Origin of the sequence: Saccharibacillus qingshengii, assembly GCF_013185195.1 — a bacterium.
Taxonomy (GTDB): Bacteria; Bacillota; Bacilli; order Paenibacillales; family Paenibacillaceae; genus Saccharibacillus; species Saccharibacillus qingshengii.
In genome coordinates this window covers 1-19133 of the sequence record NZ_JAAZWC010000018.1, presented here as the reverse complement: position 1 = coordinate 19133, position 19133 = coordinate 1, and the positions used below count along the sequence as shown (strand labels likewise).

At 54.8% G+C, this 19133-nt stretch carries 23 protein-coding genes; 19 read left to right on the top strand and 4 right to left on the bottom strand.

Going from position 1 to position 19133, the window contains the following annotated elements; genetic code table 11:
* Positions 1 to 114 precede the first annotated feature (114 nt).
* From HRQ60_RS15490 to HRQ60_RS15475, 4 genes are all read right to left on the bottom strand, one after another.
* The gene (locus HRQ60_RS15490) at positions 115 to 534 is read right to left on the bottom strand and encodes a DUF5665 domain-containing protein (protein WP_246281352.1); all 420 of its coding nucleotides are present in this window, start codon (positions 532 to 534) and stop codon (positions 115 to 117) included.
* Between the two features lie 124 nt (positions 535 to 658).
* Complete coding sequence (locus tag HRQ60_RS15485) at positions 659 to 1234, bottom strand: YtxH domain-containing protein (RefSeq protein WP_172196977.1); 576 nt, start codon at positions 1232 to 1234, stop codon at positions 659 to 661.
* Between the two features lie 89 nt (positions 1235 to 1323).
* Entirely contained in the window at positions 1324 to 1581 is a 258-nt protein-coding gene (locus tag HRQ60_RS15480) for a GlsB/YeaQ/YmgE family stress response membrane protein (protein ID WP_172196975.1), read from the bottom strand.
* A gap of 245 nt (positions 1582 to 1826) precedes the next feature.
* On the bottom strand, positions 1827 to 2051 hold the full coding sequence (locus HRQ60_RS15475; protein ID WP_172196973.1) for a DUF1128 domain-containing protein: 225 nt from the start codon (positions 2049 to 2051) through the stop codon (positions 1827 to 1829).
* A 226-nt stretch (positions 2052 to 2277) separates the two neighbouring features.
* Between HRQ60_RS15475 and yyaC the strand changes: the two genes are divergently transcribed.
* From yyaC to HRQ60_RS15380, 19 genes are all read left to right on the top strand, one after another.
* A complete protein-coding gene (gene yyaC, locus HRQ60_RS15470; protein ID WP_246281351.1) occupies positions 2278 to 2862 on the top strand; it encodes a spore protease YyaC in 585 nt (194 codons plus the stop codon).
* A gap of 2 nt (positions 2863 to 2864) precedes the next feature.
* Positions 2865 to 3650, top strand: coding sequence for an alpha/beta fold hydrolase (locus HRQ60_RS15465; RefSeq protein ID WP_172196969.1), 786 nt, complete (start codon positions 2865 to 2867; stop codon positions 3648 to 3650).
* Between the two features lie 33 nt (positions 3651 to 3683).
* Entirely contained in the window at positions 3684 to 4340 is a 657-nt protein-coding gene (locus HRQ60_RS15460; RefSeq protein ID WP_172196967.1) for a DUF6483 family protein, read from the top strand.
* A gap of 68 nt (positions 4341 to 4408) precedes the next feature.
* A complete protein-coding gene (locus tag HRQ60_RS15455) occupies positions 4409 to 5596 on the top strand; it encodes a class I SAM-dependent methyltransferase (protein ID WP_172196965.1) in 1188 nt (395 codons plus the stop codon).
* A gap of 28 nt (positions 5597 to 5624) precedes the next feature.
* The gene (gene uptA, locus HRQ60_RS15450; protein WP_172196963.1) at positions 5625 to 6239 is read left to right on the top strand and encodes an undecaprenyl phosphate transporter UptA; all 615 of its coding nucleotides are present in this window, start codon (positions 5625 to 5627) and stop codon (positions 6237 to 6239) included.
* A gap of 44 nt (positions 6240 to 6283) precedes the next feature.
* Positions 6284 to 6856, top strand: coding sequence for a thioredoxin family protein (locus tag HRQ60_RS15445; protein WP_172196961.1), 573 nt, complete (start codon positions 6284 to 6286; stop codon positions 6854 to 6856).
* Position 6857: 1 nt separating this feature from the next.
* Positions 6858 to 7490, top strand: a complete 633-nt coding sequence (locus HRQ60_RS15440) for an MBL fold metallo-hydrolase (protein ID WP_172196959.1) — start codon at positions 6858 to 6860, stop codon at positions 7488 to 7490.
* Between the two features lie 325 nt (positions 7491 to 7815).
* The gene (locus HRQ60_RS15435) at positions 7816 to 8034 is read left to right on the top strand and encodes a hypothetical protein (protein WP_172196957.1); all 219 of its coding nucleotides are present in this window, start codon (positions 7816 to 7818) and stop codon (positions 8032 to 8034) included.
* A 229-nt stretch (positions 8035 to 8263) separates the two neighbouring features.
* Positions 8264 to 8653 carry an ATPase gene (locus tag HRQ60_RS15430; protein ID WP_172196955.1) on the top strand — a complete coding sequence of 130 codons (390 nt, stop codon included), beginning with the start codon at positions 8264 to 8266 and terminating at the stop codon, positions 8651 to 8653.
* Between the two features lie 287 nt (positions 8654 to 8940).
* Positions 8941 to 9228 carry an Asp-tRNA(Asn)/Glu-tRNA(Gln) amidotransferase subunit GatC gene (gene gatC, locus HRQ60_RS15425; RefSeq protein ID WP_172196953.1) on the top strand — a complete coding sequence of 96 codons (288 nt, stop codon included), beginning with the start codon at positions 8941 to 8943 and terminating at the stop codon, positions 9226 to 9228.
* Positions 9229 to 9274: 46 nt separating this feature from the next.
* Positions 9275 to 10732, top strand: coding sequence for an Asp-tRNA(Asn)/Glu-tRNA(Gln) amidotransferase subunit GatA (gatA, locus tag HRQ60_RS15420; protein ID WP_172196951.1), 1458 nt, complete (start codon positions 9275 to 9277; stop codon positions 10730 to 10732).
* A 31-nt stretch (positions 10733 to 10763) separates the two neighbouring features.
* Positions 10764 to 12200 carry an Asp-tRNA(Asn)/Glu-tRNA(Gln) amidotransferase subunit GatB gene (gene gatB / locus HRQ60_RS15415; protein WP_172196949.1) on the top strand — a complete coding sequence of 479 codons (1437 nt, stop codon included), beginning with the start codon at positions 10764 to 10766 and terminating at the stop codon, positions 12198 to 12200.
* A gap of 123 nt (positions 12201 to 12323) precedes the next feature.
* Positions 12324 to 12800, top strand: coding sequence for a GNAT family N-acetyltransferase (locus tag HRQ60_RS15410; RefSeq protein WP_172196947.1), 477 nt, complete (start codon positions 12324 to 12326; stop codon positions 12798 to 12800).
* Positions 12801 to 12839: 39 nt separating this feature from the next.
* On the top strand, positions 12840 to 13553 hold the full coding sequence (locus HRQ60_RS15405) for an MgtC/SapB family protein (protein WP_172196945.1): 714 nt from the start codon (positions 12840 to 12842) through the stop codon (positions 13551 to 13553).
* 48 nt (positions 13554 to 13601) lie between these two features.
* The gene (locus tag HRQ60_RS15400; protein ID WP_172196943.1) at positions 13602 to 14174 is read left to right on the top strand and encodes a hypothetical protein; all 573 of its coding nucleotides are present in this window, start codon (positions 13602 to 13604) and stop codon (positions 14172 to 14174) included.
* A complete protein-coding gene (locus HRQ60_RS15395) occupies positions 14164 to 15417 on the top strand; it encodes a DUF4097 family beta strand repeat-containing protein (protein ID WP_172196941.1) in 1254 nt (417 codons plus the stop codon). The genes HRQ60_RS15400 and HRQ60_RS15395 overlap by 11 nt, the downstream gene beginning before the upstream one ends.
* A 95-nt stretch (positions 15418 to 15512) precedes the next feature.
* Positions 15513 to 15938 carry a Fur family transcriptional regulator gene (locus HRQ60_RS15390; protein WP_172196939.1) on the top strand — a complete coding sequence of 142 codons (426 nt, stop codon included), beginning with the start codon at positions 15513 to 15515 and terminating at the stop codon, positions 15936 to 15938.
* A gap of 199 nt (positions 15939 to 16137) precedes the next feature.
* Positions 16138 to 17751 (top strand): glycosyl hydrolase family 18 protein, encoded by a 1614-nt coding sequence (locus HRQ60_RS15385; protein ID WP_246281350.1) that lies wholly within the window; start codon positions 16138 to 16140, stop codon positions 17749 to 17751.
* A 184-nt stretch (positions 17752 to 17935) separates the two neighbouring features.
* Positions 17936 to 18805, top strand: coding sequence for a nucleotidyltransferase-like protein (locus HRQ60_RS15380; RefSeq protein ID WP_172196935.1), 870 nt, complete (start codon positions 17936 to 17938; stop codon positions 18803 to 18805).
* Positions 18806 to 19133: the final 328 nt, after the last annotated feature.

Sequence of the window (19133 nt, the reverse complement as noted above, 5' to 3'; positions counted from 1 at the left end):
CTTGGCTATTTTATTTGTCTGCAAATTCCCTACAAGGCCTAGCAAAAGGCGCGATATTTGGACAGAGCCGGAGTCTGTCCGAAATATCGCGCCTTTTTGAGTTGTACGGCTTAATCAGGTACTGCCATTCCGGCCCTGTTGAATCAAGCTGCCCATGTAGTCGAAGAAGTCGCTGACATAAGGAACACCAAGGCTTGCCATCACGGAAGCAATCCAGGTAAGGAGAGCAATTACGACGACGGTGCCGACCGACAGTCCCAAACCGCGGGCAACTCCGGCGGTAAAGTTGGAAATGATCCGTCTTTTCCAATCGGTGTAATTCTCGACCAGATCTTTGAAATCGCCTTTTCGCAAAGCCACCGAGATGTCTTCCAGCTGTTTGTTCAATCGGCTTACCTCATGACGAAGCTCAAACGGATGATCTTTGGACAAATCCTGGGGACGGAGCGTTCCGTCTTGGGTACGTTCATTCTGTTCGATCGTTGCGCTTGCGAAGCGGTCGCCCGGGTTCGGTCGCGTATCGGTGTGTGCCATGGCAAATCCCCCGCTTTCGGTAAAGTAGGTTGTACATAGTCTCCTGTTTGCAGAAGTTCATTCAAGGCTATTCGATAAAAAAAGCCGGCTGATTCCAGCCGGCTTTTTGAAGATGCAGAAATCTTTACAGGACAGGTTTTTGACTTGTTGGTGTTGTTGGTGTTGTGGTCGACGGTGTCGAAGATGTTGGCGTGCCGGAGTTCGACGGTTTGATTTCATTTTTGGTTTCTTCGGCTTTTTGAGCCGTTTCCTTCAGGATTTCTTTGTCCGCTTTTGCAGCTTCGTTGGCTACGTCGGCCGAAGCCGCTTTTACCGTTTCGCCTACATCGGCCGAAGCGTCTTTTACGGTGTCCGCAACATCGGAACTGTTTTTGCGTACCGATTGTACAACGTTCGATGTTTTTTCGGAAACGGATTGAGCCAGTGTTGTCGCTTTGTCGCTCACAACCGTAGCTGCCGTTTTGGCTTTTTCACTGACTACCGAAGCGGTGTCTTTGGCTTTGAGGCCAATCGTGCTTGCCGCACCTTTGGTCTTGTCGGTGGCTACGCCTACCTTATCGGAAATGTCGCTGCGCAGATCGCGTCCCGGTTTTGGAGCGAACAGGAGAGCCGCTGCGGCTCCGAGCAGGCTGCCGATCAGAAGGCCTTTGGTGAAAGTCGTACCGCTTTGCATCGGATATTCTTTTTCTGCTTCATTCATTGATAATCACTCCTCAAGTGTAGTCATGGACTCTGCGGCCATGGTCGGTTATTAGGGATCTTTCGAAATACGTGGCTTCGATCGAATGTCTAAGCTGCGCTTCTGAACAACTTGGCAATAAATCCAAGAACCAAGACGAAAATAGCGGTACCGAGTACGGCTGGGATAATGGCAAAGCCCGCAATGTTCGGACCAAAGCTGCCAAGCAGCATGTTGCCTACCCAAGCACCGGCCAACCCGGCTGCAGCGGCTCCGATGATTCCGCCCGGCATGGTGTTATCCGCCAGAGCGTCTCCGATGAACCCGATGACAATCGCCATAATCAGGCTGATGACCAGTCCCCACATTCGGCTTACCTCCGTTCCCGGCATTCCGCTTACGCAATGTTCGGTATGCTGCGCCGCCGCTCTTAATTGCTATATAAACGCCGCTTTTCCCGCTGAAACAGGCAAGGTACTGCCGGACGAGGCAAACCGGAGACATTCCGGCAGCCGATGAAAAGCAAAAAACCCGGCTTGCGCTCTAGAAGGAGCACGAAAGGCCGGGTTTGGCGCGAGATGTGAATTCTAAGGTGAAAAGCGGCAGATTGCGCTTATTTCCGGCGTAAACGGCCCAATTCGGAGGCGACCGCTTCCACTTCAGAAATGCTGAGTGAAGGCTTGCTGACCACAAGTTCGTAAATGTCGAGGATATCTTCGTAACGCTCCACCGAGAACGAGGAAGCCTGCATCGCAGCTCCGGAAGCCATACGAAGCTTATTTTTAATCGACTCAATCATATACTCTACGTTTTCCTGGGTTTTGCTGGACAAATCCATGTATAATCTCCTTCCGGCAGACGATGCCATCGATAAACACGCAGGCCGCCGGTCAAATCGAATTTGACAAAAGGCCCCGCATCGACGGTTTATGTTTCCTCATTGTAGCATGATCGGGAAGGAGACTCATCCTTTTTTGCAGAATACCCGTCAAGTGCGTTAAAATCGAGAGGACATCGGTCGAAGACCGCAAGCCGGATGAAAAAGGTGGATAGGAACATTGAGTATGAGCGAATCGGTATGGGCACAGACGGACAGTCCGGTCAGGCGGGAGAACCGATTTGACGGTCTCCGCGAGTTGTTTGCCGAATTGGCAGCCTCGTATCGTCCGGATCAGGTGATCTTTTTGTGCATCGGTACGGATCGGTCCAGCGGGGATGCTTACGGTCCTCTTGTCGGCAGCCGTCTAAAAGAAGCGGGCTTCCCTCATGTGAGCGGAACGCTCGAAGAACCCTGCGATGCCGCCAATTTGGAGCGGATTATCCATGCACTGCCCGCGGAACTTACCGTTGTCGCTTTGGATGCCTGTCTGGGCAAGCCCGGATCGGTCGGCAGATTCCTGCCGCTGCGGGGACCGCTTACTCCTGCGGGTTCGATGAAAGGGACCTTTGCCCCTATCGGCGACTACAGTATTGCGGCGGTGGTCAACGTTTACGGGCCGAGGCCTTATCAGGCCCTTCAGAGCGCATCGCTGCGCCTTGTGCTGCAGATGGTGGAGCAGACGGCTGAAGCCGCGCGGGAAGCTTTTGGCAGGCTGGCGTTTTCCGAACCGCTGGCGGAAACGGATAAACCTTACGAAAGGAAGTCGTAAATATGGAGAGACGGGAACAAGAAGGCGTACCGATTCGTTACGCGGATCGGGGAGAAGGAACGGCTCTGGTCCTGCTGCACGGATTTATGGGGAGCGCGGATTACTGGGAACGGGTCGTGCCGCTGCTGGACGGCCATTTCCGGTGTATCGTGCCGGATTTGCTCGGGCACGGACAATCGGAAGCGCCGCCGGGACCTTATACGATCGAACAAATGGCGGACGGCGTTCTTCAATTGTTGGATGCTCTTGAGATCAAGCAGGCCGTCGTGTTGGGACATTCGATGGGCGGCTATACGGCACTGTCGTTTGCGGAGCGTTATCCGGAGCGGCTGCTGGCGTTCGGGCTGGTGCATTCCACTCCGCTGCCGGACGATGCGGCCGGCAAAGAGAAACGGACGGCCGTGGCCGAACGGTTTGCCCAAGAAGGGGTACGGCCTTTTGTCGAACAATCGGCGCCCAATTGGTTCGCTCCCGAGAATGCACGGCGGATGACAGCGGAAGTGGACCGTGTAATCGGGATCGGTACGGCGATGCGTCCGGAAGGTGCAGCCGGCGCGGCACTGGCTATGAGAGAACGTCCGGATCGCGGCGACGTGATCCGCTCTTTCGAGCTTCCCGTGCTGCTGATTGCGGGGAGCGAAGACGGTATTGCCCCGCCGGAGAAAGCTTTTGCCGCCGAGAATGCCTGGACGACCCGCCGCGTCATCGAAGGGGCCGGACATATGAGTTTGTTTGAAGCGCCGCAGGAACTGGCCCGCCAGATTGCTTCGTTTGTTGAGCGGCTTTAGAAGCACGGCGGGTAGAAAAAGAGGAGAACTTCCATGCTGAGAAAAGATTACTTGATGCGCATGATCGAAGAAATGAGCGAAGCCGTAGGCTCCATGTTGGGTCTTCGCAGGGAACAAAAAAACGAACAAGCACTCGATAAATTAGACGGCCTGCTCAAACGCCATTTTCGCATGAGCGAGCAGATGCTGCGATCGCTGCCTGCCGAAGAACTGATCCGGCTGTTTCGGCAGCGGGACGGCGTCGATGCGGAAAGTCTGCAGCTGGTCGCCCGTATGCTGCAGGAGAATGGAGAAATTCGCGACAATATGGGTGAAGAACAAGCGGCGGCCGCGGTGCGGATCAAAGCGCTCCATGTGTATCTGTATGCCGCTTTGAACGGGGGGAGCCGTGAACTGGTCGATTATCCCCTTCGGATCGAAGAGCTTGCCGCCCAACTTGAGCGATACCGTCTGCCTGCGGCGGAAGAACGGCTGCTCATGCTGTATGAAGAACAAGAAGGCCGGTACGCGTCTGCGGAAGATGCCATGTACCGGATGCTGAATGCCAGTCCGGACGGCGATGCGGATGCGCTTGAAGAAGGACGGATGTTCTATGCCCGTTTGTCGGCGCTCGGCGACCAGCAGCTTCAAGCCGGCGGTCTGTCGCGCGGCGAGCTGGAAGAAGGGATCGAAGCGCTTCGGGACGAATAGCCGTCGATCCGATAGGCGAGATAACCCAGACACCCGGAGATCACACCCGAGAGGATGAGAGTCACCCCATGCAAAGCATACATCAACTGCTGGACGAAGTGCTGCCCGAAGGCAGGCTCGTCTCGGCAACCTTGAGCCAGCCCCGACGCAAAGACGGCGAATCCTGCGGAAAAATCGTCGTCAAGCCGGTGCTGCTCAAAAACGAACTGCACTATCAGCTGGCTTACCATTACGATAAAAAAGTGACGCACGCTAACGCAACCCTGGAAGAAGCCCGCACGAAAATTTCGGCACTGCTGGAGAACGATATGCGACAGGGATTGTTTGCTACGCTTGAATCGGACTACCAGGTTCTGATCAGCAAAAAAGGCAAAACGGCCATTCTGAAAAAGCCGCCGACCAAAAAGCAGGCAGCCGATCTGTCGCATAACCGAAAAAAAACGTACGTGCTGGAAGAAGGTGAGCCGGTTTCGTTTCTGGTGGAACTGGGCGTCATGAACGATAAAGGTCGGGTACTGGCCGCCAAATACGACAAGTTCCGTCAGATCAACCGTTTTCTCGAGATGGTGCGCGATATTCTGCCTGCACTGCCGAAAGACCGCAAACTGACGATTGTCGATTTCGGCTGCGGCAAGTCTTACCTGACTTTTGCGCTGTATCATTATCTCGCCGTTCAGGAAGGTTTCGAACTCAATGTGGTCGGCCTCGATCTCAAAGCGGATGTGATCGAGCACTGCGAGTCGCTGGCCCGGACGCTTCATTACGAAGGTCTTCATTTCCGGATCGGGGATATCGCGGATTACAACGAATTCGATGCGGTCGACATGGTGATTACGCTGCATGCCTGCGACACGGCTACCGATGCGGCGCTTGAGAAAGCGGTGCGTTGGGGCGCTTCGGCGATTCTGTCGGTACCCTGCTGCCAGCATGAACTGTTTGCACAGGTTCAGAGCGACATACTGGAGCCGCTGCTGTCGCACGGCATTCTCAAAGAACGTTTCTCGGCGCTGGCTACGGACGCGATTCGGGCGAAGCTGCTTGACCTTGTCGGTTACAAGACCCAACTGCTCGAATTTATCGATATGGAGCATACGCCCAAAAATATCCTGATCCGCGCGGTCAAGACGGATACTCCGCCTGCGGCGAACGTCTGGCGCGAATACGAAGCGTTCCGGAATTTCCTGGGCGCCTCCCCTTATTTGGAACAGGCCCTGCAGGATAGGCTGCCCGCTCCGCCGGAAAGTGGAATCGAATGAAAAGCCTGTTAGGGAAAGAGGGAAAACAGTGAGTGTTATATCGGATATCGTCTCGCAGTTATTTGCATGGATTCAGGGTTTGGGTTACTTCGGCATTATGTTCGGGTTGATGGTCGAAGTCATCCCGAGTGAAATCGTATTGGCGTATGGAGGGTTTCTCGTGTATTCCGGAGATATCAATTTCTGGGGAGCGGTACTGTTCGGTACGATCGGCGGCGTCATCGCGCAGCTCTTCATCTATTGGATCAGCCGCTACGGAGGACGCCCGGTGTTGAAGCGCTTCGGCAAATACATTTTTATCAAAGAATCGCATATCGATCATGCCGAGCAGTGGTTCAATAAGTACGGAGCCGGCATCATTTTCAGCGGTCGATTTATTCCGGTCGTTCGCCATGCCATATCGATTCCGGCGGGACTGGCCAAAATGCCGACCTGGCGCTTTACGACGTTGACGACGCTTGCGGTTATTCCGTGGTCGATCCTGTTCGTATTCCTCGGTTACCAATTGGGCGGGCAGTGGCAGCAGATCGACGAGAAGGCTTCCCCGTACATTATCCCGATCGTGTTGGGCGCCGTATTTGTCATGCTGGTTTACCTGATCGTGAAGGTCGTATTGACCCGCCGCAAGAAAACGCAGATCTAAACGGCATCCTTCTCCAAAATCCAACTGAGAAAAGAGGAAATACAATGAGTCTTACTTCTTTGAAATCGCGCTTCGGAACCGGATTGAGTCCGCAGGCCTTTATCGACTCCATGCAAAAAAATAAAGAAACGTTCGAAACGGGCTACCGTGACTTTTCCTGGAAAAACGAAGAAGACCGTCTGTTTTTTGAAGGGCTGCGTTCGCGTAGCGATCTGAGAGTCGTTCTTCTGGCGGCCGACTGGTGCGGCGATGTGGCGCGCAACGTCCCTGTGGTATTCCGCGTATTGGAAACGGCGGAGATTCCGGTGGATGTGATGATCCTCGAAGAGAATTTCGATTTGATGGACGAATATCTGACGATGGGCGGACGTTCCGTTCCGATCGTCCTTTTCGCGGATTCGAAGGAAGGCGAAGTTCTGGCCCAATGGGGCCCCCGTCCGGAGAAGGTGCAGGAACTCATGCGCAAATTCAAAGCCGAGAATCCCGATCGCGAAGCGGCCGACTATGCGGAGAACATGAAGGTTGTCCGGGAACAAATGATGGAGCGCTACGGAGAAGGTACCTCTATCCACGAAGTGATCGTGCACGAACTGCGTACGCTTCTGTCGGGGGTGTAACATGCTGAGAGTCGAGACGTTCAATCTCGGTCCGCTGCAGACCAACGCTTACCTGCTGAGAGGCGAAGACGATCTCAAAGCCGTCGTGATCGATCCCGGGATGAATCCGGCCGCGCTGATGCGCCGGGTCGAGTCTCTTCACGTCGAAGCGATCCTGCTGACCCATGCGCATTTCGATCATATCGGCGGCGTCGAAGAACTGCGTAAAGCCAAAGGGTGCCCGGTCTACCTGCATGATCTGGAAGCCGATTGGCTGACCGATCCCAAACATAACGGATCCGCCATGTGGTCCGACCTCGGCGGTCCGATCCGTACGGATCCGGCGGACTTTTCGCTGGCAGCCGGCCAGACGCTCAGCCTGATCGGCAACGAATTCAAAGTGCTGCATACACCGGGGCATTCGCCGGGCAGCGTCAGCTTTCTCTGCGGCAAAGACCTGTTTGCGGGAGATGTGCTGTTCCGCGAAGGCGTAGGCCGCACGGATTTGTACGGCGGACGCCAGGGCGATCTTGTCGATTCGATCCGGCTGAAACTGTATAAGCTTCCGGATGATACGGTCGTATACCCGGGACATGGTCCTCGCACCAAGATCGGTTACGAGAAAGCCAACAACCCGTTTGTGCCGGCTCCGTAAACGCGCAGTCCTGATTCAGGGAACGCCTGGGCTTTCCCGCACGCGATGCTGGACAAGGCCGTTTTCCGGTAGTAAGATACAGCTATTGCCAACCTGCCGCCGGGAACATTCCGGATGGTGCATGGCAGGGAGCGAACAAGAACTGAATCATGCCGACGGTCCCGCGGTACGCAGCCGCAAAGGGTCGTCATGCATATATGCCTGCGAAGCACGCAAGCTGAGGATCTATTCCCGGTTTGCGTGCTTTTTTTTGTTGGGACGATTTTTGATCAAATTGGCAATCCGATTGCGGGTTGTCACACTATTCAATAAGGACGTGAAGGAATTGGACAGAGTAGAACCTTTTGATACGGAAAAAAGCGGTCGGCCCGCAGTCGTACCGCCGCAGCCTGTAGAGACGGAGCAGACCAACGGGCGCAGGCTCGGCGGCAGCCCGGTTTCCGTGCGGTCGTGGGAGTCGGTCAAGCTGGAAGACGGACGGATCTCGCAGCCCTGGCATAAGCGGCTCACCCGGATTCGGGAAGGGAAAGACCCTCGTTTTTAGAAGGTTTTCGACTTTCGGGGATTTTCGGCAGGCGATCCGGGCGGCGAAAGACCGATTTTTACATAAAACGTGTATTTAACAGACCGGCGGCGTGGACAGCAAAACTTTTTTTTAGTACGATATAAGCTAAGCATTTGCATTTACATTCATTTTCATGAAAAGTGGACCATGAATCCGATAATGTCCGGCTTGACCGGATTTTGTACATGATGACCAAGGGGGAGAAACCATGCTTCATTTGGGAGAAAAGATCGTGATTGTCGCGGATGTTTTCGAGCAGCACCTCCCTGTGGGAGAGCACGGTTATTTGATTGCTTACGACCGTAATCCGGATAATGCTTTCGATTACATCGTTCGAATCCCGCAGGCCAACCGGAACTTTTTTGTGACGGAAAAAGATATCGAGCCGGAAGAAAACGTGATGCGTTTCGAAGCCGAACAGGTTGAGCGCGCCGCCTTGATCGATTACGCGCTGGCGACGCACAATGAGAAACTGTTTTATCAAGTCATGAACGGCGGCGAAGACGAAGAAAGACTTGAAACGGAAGCCGAAGCTTCCGCCGAGCCGATGTCGGAAGCGGAATTTATCAAACGGATCAATCTGCGGGCGTGGATTTAGTTCCGGAGACACCGTTTTTTGAGAATCGGGAATTCGTCGGAATTTCATCATCGCAGGCTTTTGCTTGCTCGCTTTTTCAACCAAACGAGTCTGTACATGTCGAGCCGGCGAATGCCGGCTTTTTTCTGTACGGGAACGGTGAGGGCCTTACGGCCAGCCTTCCAAAAGACGCGCAGGACGCACTTTGAACGTTTGCGATCCTCTGGATTTTTGCGGGTTGCTAACCTATAATGGGGACGTTGAGGAGTTTCGGCACTTTAACCCTTTAAACGACAGGAGAACCTACAATGAAAATTACGGTGGAGCAAGTCGAACACGTGGCCAAATTGGCCCGATTGAATGTGAATGACCATGAAAAAGAAATGTTTGCCGAACAGCTCAGCGCCATTTTGCAGTATGCGGAGAAGCTGGACGAGCTGGATACGGAAGGCGTGGAACCGACCACCCACGTACTGCCGCTGCACAGTGTCATGCGTGAAGACAACGTGCACGAGAGTCTGCCGATCGAACGGGTTCTGCACAATGCGCCCGAAGACGAAGACGGTCAATTCCTTGTACCGGCAGTGCTGGACTGATCCGGCAGTCATTTGAATAGTTAACGATCAACGCGGAGGTGCAATAGTGACATTGTTCGATTTGGGACTTCGGGAAATTCATAACCGGCTGCATGCCGGCGAACTGTCCGTGACCGAACTGGTCAAGGATTCCCTGCAAAAAGTAGAAGAGCGCGACGGAAAAGTGAAAGCCTTTTTGACGGTGGACGAAGAAGGAGCCTTGGCTTCGGCAGCCAGACTCGACGGCAAGTTGGCGGCGGGCGAAGAACGCGGCCTGCTGTTCGGTCTGCCTGCGGGGATCAAGGACAATATTGTGACGGAAGGTCTTCGCACGACATGTGCCAGTCAGTTTCTGCGCAATTTCGATCCGGTCTACGACGCGACGGTAGTTCGTAAACTGCGTGCGGCGGACAGCGTGACAATCGGCAAGCTGAACATGGACGAATTTGCGATGGGAGGTTCGAACGAGAATTCGAGCTTCTATCCGGTGCGAAACCCGTGGAACACGGATCGCGTTCCCGGCGGTTCGAGCGGTGGTTCCGCCGCAGCGGTTGCGGCGGGCGAAGTGTATTTCACGCTCGGTTCCGATACCGGCGGTTCGATCCGCCAGCCGGCTTCGTACTGCGGCGTGGTGGGTCTGAAGCCTACATACGGCCTGGTCTCGCGCTTCGGCCTTGTGGCGTTCGCGTCCTCGCTTGACCAGATCGGCCCGGTTACCCGGACCGTGGAAGATTCGGCTTACGTCCTGCAGGCGATCGCCGGCCACGACGACCGCGATTCGACTTCGGCGAACGTCGACGTGCCGGACTATATCTCCGCATTGACCGGCGATATCAAGGGACTGCGCATCGCCGTACCCAAAGAGTATATGGGCGAAGGCGTCGATCCGAAGGTCAAAGAATCGGTTATGGCGGCAATCCGTCAGTTGGAATCGCTCGGCGCAACCTGGGAAGAAGTCTCGCTGCCGCATACGGAGTATGCACTGGCCGCTTACTACCTGCTGTCGTCTTCCGAAGCGTCTTCGAACCTGGCCCGTTTTGACGGGGTACGCTACGGCGTCCGCGCGGAGAATCCGGAGAACCTGCTGGATCTGTACCTCAAATCCAGAAGCGAAGGCTTTGGCGACGAAGTCAAACGCCGGATCATGCTCGGAACATACGCCCTCAGCTCCGGTTATTACGATGCCTATTATTTGAAAGCCCAGAAGGTCCGGACATTGATCAAGCAGGACTTCGACCAAGTGTTCGAGAAATTCGACGTCATTGTCGGTCCTACGGCGCCGACGACGGCTTTTGCGATCGGTTCCCAGACGGACGATCCTTTGACCATGTATCTGAACGATATCCTGACGATTCCCGTCAGCCTTGCGGGCGTGCCGGCAATCAGCATTCCCTGCGGATTCGAAGACGACATGCCCGTCGGCCTGCAGATTATCGGCAAGCCGTTCGACGAACAGACCGTGCTGCGCGTCTCTCATGCGTTCGAGCAGCATACCGATCATCATAAACGCCGCCCGCAGATTTAATCCGCGCGCGTAAGAGGAGGAACCGCCTGTCATGTCCACGGTACAATACGAAACGGTCATCGGACTCGAAGTGCACGTCGAACTGCACACGAAGACCAAGATCTTCTGCGGCTGCTCCACCGAATTCGGAGCGCCGCCCAACACCCATACCTGCCCGGTGTGTCTCGGACATCCCGGCGTTCTGCCGGTTCTGAACCGGCAGGCTGTCGAATATGCCATCAAAGCCGCAACGGCGTTGAACTGCCAAATCGCGGATATCAGCCATTTCGATCGCAAAAACTACTTTTATCCCGATTCGCCGAAAGCTTACCAGATTTCGCAGGCGGCCCGCCCGATCGGCGAGCATGGCTGGATCGATATCGAAGTCGGCGGCAGAACCAAACGGATCGGCATTACCCGTCTGCATCTGGAAGAAGATGCAGGCAAACTGACGCATACCGGCGCTTTCGGCTCGCTGGTTGACTTCAACCGCGTGGGTACGCCGCTGGTCGAGATCGTGTCCGAGCCCGAGATTTCTTCGCCGGAAGAAGCCCGTGCTTATCTGGAGAAGATGCGCGCCATCATGCAGTACTGCGAAGTGTCGGACGTGAAGATGGAAGAAGGCTCGCTGCGCTGCGACGCCAACATCAGCATTCGTCCGCAGGGGCAGCAGGAGCTCGGCACGCGTGCCGAACTGAAGAACATGAACTCGTTCCGCGGTGTGCAGCGCGGTCTGGAATACGAAGAAATCCGTCAGGCCGAGATTCTGGACGAAGGCGGCAAAGTCGTGCAGGAAACGCGCCGCTGGGACGAAGCCAAAGGTCTGACCGTCTCGATGCGGGGCAAAGAAGAAGCGCATGATTACCGCTACTTCCCGGATCCGGACCTTGTGGCGGTCGAGATCGGCGAAGATTGGAAAGCGGCGATCCTGAGCAGTATTCCGGAACTTCCGGATGCGCGCCGTGCGCGCTACAGCGCCGATTACGGACTGCCGGCGTACGATGCGCAGGTCATCACTTCTTCGAAGCCGCTGGCCGACTTGTTTGAAGAAAGCCTGAAGTTTACCGACGATGCCAAATCCGTATCCAACTGGATCATGGGCGATCTGCTCGGCCACCTCAATACGAGCGGCCTGGAGCTGAATGCGGTGCCGCTTACCGGACAAGGGCTTGGCGAATTGGTCGGACTGATCGGCAAAGGCACCGTCAGCAACAAGATTGCCAAGACCGTGTTCAAAGAAATGCTGCAAAGCGGCAAGCTGCCGCAGCAGATCGTCGAAGAACAGGGCCTGGTGCAGATCAGCGACGAGGGTGCCATCAAGGCGATCGTGCTTGAAGTGGTTGCCGCCAATCCGCAGTCGGTCGAAGACTTCAAGGCCGGCAAGGATAAAGCGATCGGCTTCCTGGTCGGTCAGGTCATGAAGCAGAGCAAAGGCAAAGCCAATCCGGGGCTTGTCAACAAGCTGCTTATGGAACTGCTGAAAAACTGACCGAAAGGCAGCCAAACGGCTGCGCAGAAGGCGCGTTCGCTTGCGGACGCGCCTTTCGTTATGTATGCCGTGTACAGCCAAGCCCGAATCCGGTTAATGATAGGAAGAAGCGGGAGGGATATCATGATCGAGAGAATCGATATGCAGGATGACTTGAAAGTGGCCGAGCTGCTGCGTTTGCAAACAACGGCATACCGCCTGGAAGCCAAGATGATCGGGTTCGACGAAATTCCGCCTTTGGCGGATACGCTGGAGACCCTGAAGCGAAGCAGCGATATTTTTTACGGATATACGGCAGCGAGCGGCGAGCTTGCGGGTGCCGCCGCGGTTGAAGAAGAGACGCCCGGCATACTGACGCTGACCCGAATGATGGTGAGTCCCGCCTTTTTCAGGCAGGGAATCGCCAGCCGCCTCATCGAACACCTCTTCGCCGTCTATCCGGATTTTAAGACCTATCTCGTATCGACCGGTTCGCGGAACGAACCGGCCATGCGGCTGTACGCAGGGTTTGGCTTTATCCCGTTCAAGAGCGAAGCGATCGCGCCGGGTGTGGAACTGACTACCATGAAGCGAGAGAGAGGAGCTGGGAATTCCGGCTGATTTCACGATGATTGGATATGAAAAGGAGCAGGAATGTTTATGACTAATCCGTGGGTTATCGATAACACTCATATTTTGCTGCGTCTGGTTTGTGCGGTGCTGCTTGGCGGTCTGATCGGCTGGGAACGCGAACGTTCCAGTCATGCGGCGGGACTGCGTACGCATATTCTGGTTTCGGTGGGCTCCGCCCTGATCATGCTGCTGTCCATGTACGGCTTCGTCGCTTTTGTCGATCAGCCGAGCGTGCGGGTCGATCCGGCTCGTCTGGCAACCGCCGTGATTTCGGGTATCGGTTTTCTTGGCGCCGGGACGATCCTGTTCACAGGCAAATCCATCACCGGATTGACGACGGCGGCGTCGCTGTGGGTCGTGGCCGCTATCGGTCTTGCCGTAGGCGCAGGCTTCTATTTTGCAGCCATTCTGACGACCCTGTTCGTTTTTGTCACGCTGCTTTTGCTCAATATTGTCGAACAGCGCTACATCCGGGGGCACCATACGCATGTCGTAACGGTCAGGGGCAGGACAGGCAGCGGATTGATGGAGAATGTATCGGGATTTATGAAGGAGCGGGAAGTGCGGATTCGCAAAATGGAAGTGCATGTCAAAGACGGGACGATGTCGTCCGAACCGGGAGATCGATCTTCCGTTGTGGACATTACGATGAACCTTACGTCCGAGAAGAGAATGGACCCGGCCGAAATGACGCACCAGCTGTTAAGAATGGAAGGCGTCTATTCCGTAGCGATCGAGTAGGTTCCGTTCCTACTTCCGCCGCGTGCGCAAGAAAGGGGGAGCCAAACCATGGCGAAGAAAGGCAAGACGAAACGACAGAAGCGCATGGCTATCGCCTGCCTGCTGTCCGCGATTGTTCCCGGAACCGGGCATCTGTATCTGGGACTGATTCAAAAAGGACTCTCCTTTATGTTGACGATTCTGCTCGTGATCGAAGCGCTGTTATATTTTTCGGCCACGGGTATCCAAATAAACGTACCCCTGCTTATTCTGCTGGGCCTGACCCTTCCGGTTATTTATTTTTACAGCGTGTACGATGTGCTTCAGGCGACGGATCGCGTCAACGAGCGCAGACGCGCCGTGGAGAACGAATTCTACAATTGGAGAAAAAGTATGACTTTCGCCTTGATCCTGTTCGGCGAAGGAGCGCTGCTGCTGATCCTGCACAGCCGTCCGCTCTGGTTCCGGCAGTTGATCGAACAATACGGCCGGGAAGCGGCGGCTTTGGCGCTTGTCCTGCTTGGCGTCGTGATGGCGGTGCTTCAAGGCATCCGTGTACGCAGGGCTTCACGCCCTTCGCGTGAGGCGGCTGCGGATCGTCCGCAAGCGGCGGGAGAACGGAGGGAACGCCATGAATCCTAAAATCCGGATCGGCCGCTGGACGGCGGCCCTCGTACTTGTAGCGGTCGGACTGCTGCTGCTGAGCGACGAACTGCGGGGCCGCGACGATATGCTGCAGCTGATTCGCTGGTGGCCGGCCGTCTTTATCTTGTGGGGGATCGAATATATCGCAATGCTGCTGCTGTTCCGCAAACGGCGCCGGCGCTTCCGGATCGATATGACGGGAGTGCTGGTGGCCTGTCTGCTGAGCGCTTCCGTTTTTATCGTCACCCAGCAGAATCATTATTTGCACCTATGGAATCGGGTCAGCCTGGATCTGACCAGTTCCGCAATCGAATTCAGCGAAGCCGAAGGCAACAAGTTCGCCAAGCCTTCGATCGACCTGAATGCCGCGTTGGAGACGACCGGTCTATCGGTAGAAGGAATCAACGGGGATATTGTTGTGCGCCGCGGATTTTCCGATCGCATCCGTGTACGCAGCACCGTTTGGGTCGATCAAGCCGAGCCGGAAGAAGCGAAAGCCATCGCCGAGAAGACCGGCATCCGGGTCGAAGAAGGCCGAACCGTTTCCGTGACGACCGAATCAGAGCCTTACGGAACATCCGGACGCCGTCAGCCCCGGGTCGACCTTGAAATTCTGCTGCCCCAGGAGCGGAGCTTCGATATGCAGATCCGGACGAACGGAGGTTCCGTGACGATCAACGGCGTTCAGGCGATTCGCTCCATCTCCGTCCAGACCGGCGGAGGCAATCTCGACTTCACCAATGTAGGCGGCAACGTAACGGCATCCACCTCCAGAGGCGGGATCCGGATTGCTACGGCCGCCGGCAGCGTACAAGCCGAGACGCAGCAGGGGGATATCGAAAGTTCGAACGTTGCCGGATCGCTCAAGCTCACCACGATCCTCGGAAATATCAAAGCGGACGGGACGATCGGCGATATTGCTGTCGATACGCGAAACGGAAGCATTGAAGTGAACGGCGCCAACTTCGGCTTGTCGGCTCAGACGCTCAATGGGAATATCGATGTCCGCTCCCGGATTGTTCGCGGCGACTGGTCGGTCTACAGCGCAGTCGGACAAATCGATCTGACGCTTCCGGCATTCGGGAGCTACCGGATGGAAGGCTCGAACGGTTACGGCGATATTCGGAGCGAACTGCCTTTTGCCATCGAAGATCGAACGTTGAACGGAACCTACGGCGAAGGCGAATTTACGGTCCGTGCGGACGGCAACGGCAATCTGAATGTGTTCCGGGCCGAATAAAGCGGCTTGGTGCCCAGTTCACACGTTGACAAAAAATATTCACAAACCTTACAATGGAGAGTAACCTAAGGAATAACGGCAAGGAGGAGAACGGGATGACGACACGCGTACAACATGCCTTGGAACAGCTTAAAGTCAACGGTGTGCGCATCACTCCCCAAAGACATGCCATTTTGACCTATCTCATGGAGAATATGGGCCATCCGACCGCAGACGAAATTTATCGCGCGTTGTGTCCGCAGTTTCCGAGCATGAGCGTTGCCACCGTTTATAACAATCTCAAGATGCTGATCGAAGCCGGGATGATCCACGAACTGACCTATGGAGACAATTCCAGCCGGTTCGATGCGAATGTCAGCGAGCATTATCATATTATCTGCGAGAAGTGCGGCAAGATCGAAGACTTCCATCATTCCTACCTGGGAGAAGTCGAACGCGCCGCTGCCAAATCGACGGGCTTCACGGTCAAAGGACACCGTCTGGAAGTGTATGGAGTATGCGAGAGTTGCAGCGAACATTGACGTTTGCTTACAATAAGGCGTGTGGAGCCGTTTAAGGCTCCCGCGCTTTTTTTTGTAGCGTATCTTGGCAGACATGCAGAAGGGCAGCTGTTGTGAAATGAATGGAAGCAGAATAGAACGCGGCAGAAAAAAGAAGCGACCGGGAAGAATCATGCTCCTTGGCGTCGTCATTGCGGGGGCAGGCTGGGGGATTTGGAGTTTGCTGCCGGGATTTTCCCATGAAGATCCGGAGTGGATTGGAACGGAAAAGCCGATTTTTATAGAAGGAAAATGGAGCGGGTATCAGGCTGTCGGCGCAGGCGAATCGCTGAAGCTTCCGCTTCCGCTTATTCAGGAGCAGATCGACGCTTATGCCTATGCGGATCCAGACGGAGAGACGACGATCCTGACTACGGCCAACGAACTGCTTACGATGACCAAAGACGGGAAAGCGGCCGAATCCAACGGAGCTGCGTATAAATTGGCTTCGCCTTTGCAGGAATACGAAGGCACGCTCTATGTTCCGGTAGAGCCGCTGGAACGGATGTACGGTATTCGGATCGCGGAGCAAAGTCCCGAAGGCAGTGTGACCGTGCTCAAAGCGGGAAGTACATTCCGCACGGCTTCGGCGGTCGACGGCGGGCTTTTCAGTTCTCCCAAGCTGCGAAGCGAAGCGACGATCAAAGCCCCGATCACTTCTGATTTGCAAGAAGGCGCGGCGCTTCGGGTCTGGAGCGAGCAGGATGGCTGGCTCTATGCCCAGACGGATGAGGGACGTGCCGGTTATATTCGCCAAGGCGACGTGAAATTGGGACAAGAAGAGCAGATACCGGCTCCAGAAGCCGTACCGACGGCCGCTTCCCAAGAATGGGCCGACCAAAAGATCAATCTGGCCTGGGAAGCGGTATACGAAAGCCGTCCGAGCCCGGACGTGATCGAAGAAATGCAGGGAGTCAATGTCGTCAGTCCGACTTGGTTCGAGCTCAAAGACGGCAAAGGCAATATTCGCAGCAAAGCCGATAAGGCTTACACGGCGCGAGCGCATAACCGAGGCAAACAGGTCTGGGGGTTATTCAGCAACGCCTTCGAAGCGGATTGGACCCGCGAGATGCTGAGCGATTACGACACTCGTTCCCAGGCGATCCGCCAGGTACTGAAAGAAGCGAAGACGTTTAACCTGGATGGAATCAATCTGGATTTCGAAAACGTGTATACCGAGGACAAAGCGCCCTATGTGGAATTCGTGCGTGAATTCACCGTATTGGCACGCGAAGCCGGGTTGACCGTCTCCGTGGATGTGACGCCCAAATCCAATACGGAGATGTGGTCGGCCTTTCTGGATCGCAGGGCGCTGGGCGAAACGGTCGATTTCATGATGCTGATGGCTTACGACGAGCATTGGGCAAGCAGCCCGGAAGCCGGATCGGTCGCGTCGTTGCCTTGGGTAGAGGCGTCCGTCAAACGGATCCTGGAAGAAGACAAAGTGCCGGCATCCAAGTTAGTGCTGGGCATTCCGCTGTACACCCGCGTATGGACGGAGACCGAAGAAAACGGGGAGACCAAAGTTTCTTCTTCCGCAGTCGGGATGGAGACCTCGCAGCGGTTGATCCAGGAAAACAAAGCGAAAAAGGAACTTCTCGAAGACGTGGGCCAGCATTATGCCGAGTATGAAGAAGACGGAGAGCTCAAACGGATTTGGCTCGAAGACGCCGAATCGTTGAAGCGGCGTATTGCGCTGGCCCAGCATTATAAATTGGCCGGAGCAGCCAGCTGGACCCGCAGTTTTGCTTCCAAGCAAGCTTGGGAAGTGCTGCAGACGCTTAATGGAAAATAGGGCAAGCGGAGACCGAGAACCCGGTCTCTTTTCTTTTATATGTGATTTCTTCCTTTTTTCGGATGAGTAGATAAGGGAAGAAGGAATAGAAACATTCGGCGTAGAATACTACTTAACGGCAAAAAGGCAGAAATGATGAAGCCGTCCAAACCAAAGAAACGGCCGGGCGGAAGGAGGAACAGAGGTGGGCCCATTTACATTTAGCGATTGGACCAAGAACGAGCCGGTTCCTCTGGGAGCCGTCGCCTGCTACCGCCCGTCCGGTCATTTCCACGGAGCGCTGCTGCAGGACTTCGACGTACTGGTTTTTCTTATTTTCGAAACGTTAAGCGAAGAAATACAGCTGCATCACCGGGTGGAAGACGGGATCCATTATCAGCTGCTCAGTCTGCATGCGGTAGAATTGAAGCGTTGGATCGTTACCGGAGAACACCGTTCATTGGTCCATTATTTTTTGCAGGGAGAAGTGGTTGATGATATGACCGGACAAATTTTGCATCTGAGACAGCAGGTTGAGCGATTTGGACAGCCGTTTCAGGAACAGCGACTCTTTTTCGAGTTCTCCCGCTTTTTGCACAACTATGTGGAAGCCAAGCGCCACCTGACGGAAGGCCACGAGATGGATGCTTACTACAGCACGCTTAAGTCCCTGCATCATTGGGCGTGTATCGAACTTGTACAGAAATCGGTCTATCCGGAAAAAACGATCTGGAACCAGGTGCGCGTACACAGCGGCCAGGTCTACAAATTGTACGAGCAGTTGGCATTCAGTCAGGAGACGCTGCGCGAAAGAGTCGAACTGGTGCTGTTGGCCTGCGAATTCTCCGTGATGTCCAAAATGGCGGAGTGTTCCCAACTGCTGATTCGTGTCCTTCGCAGCCGCCGAATGGCCTGGACGATGGGAGAGTTGAGTCTGCACCCAGACCTGCATTACGTCAAAACCGATCTGCCTATGGTGGTACGCAAACTCGTGTATCGTTCATTGATCAACCAGTGGCCGCGCGAAAGCCGAAGTGGCGCACCGGGGGTAGAACTGCGGTACAGTGCGGATTAAATGCAATTCTACCCGAGACAAAGCCATGTAAACGGATGAAATTTCGAAAAAGGGTTGACTTGGTATATAAGTACATGATAAATTAAATCTCGGCCTTCAAAAGCCGTCGGCGCTAAGTCGCTGAGCAGCACAATCACATAAGAAGTTCGAAAAAAGACTTCAAAAAAGTGCTTGACGAACTGCTTGTCGCTGTGATAGGATATAAAAGTCGCCGCTGAGAAACACGGCGCCGAACGAAAGAAACCAAATAAACGAGTTTGTTCCTTGAAAACTGAACAGTAAGTGAGTCGCGATGATGCAGATCATCGTGAGAATAAAGGTTCTTGAG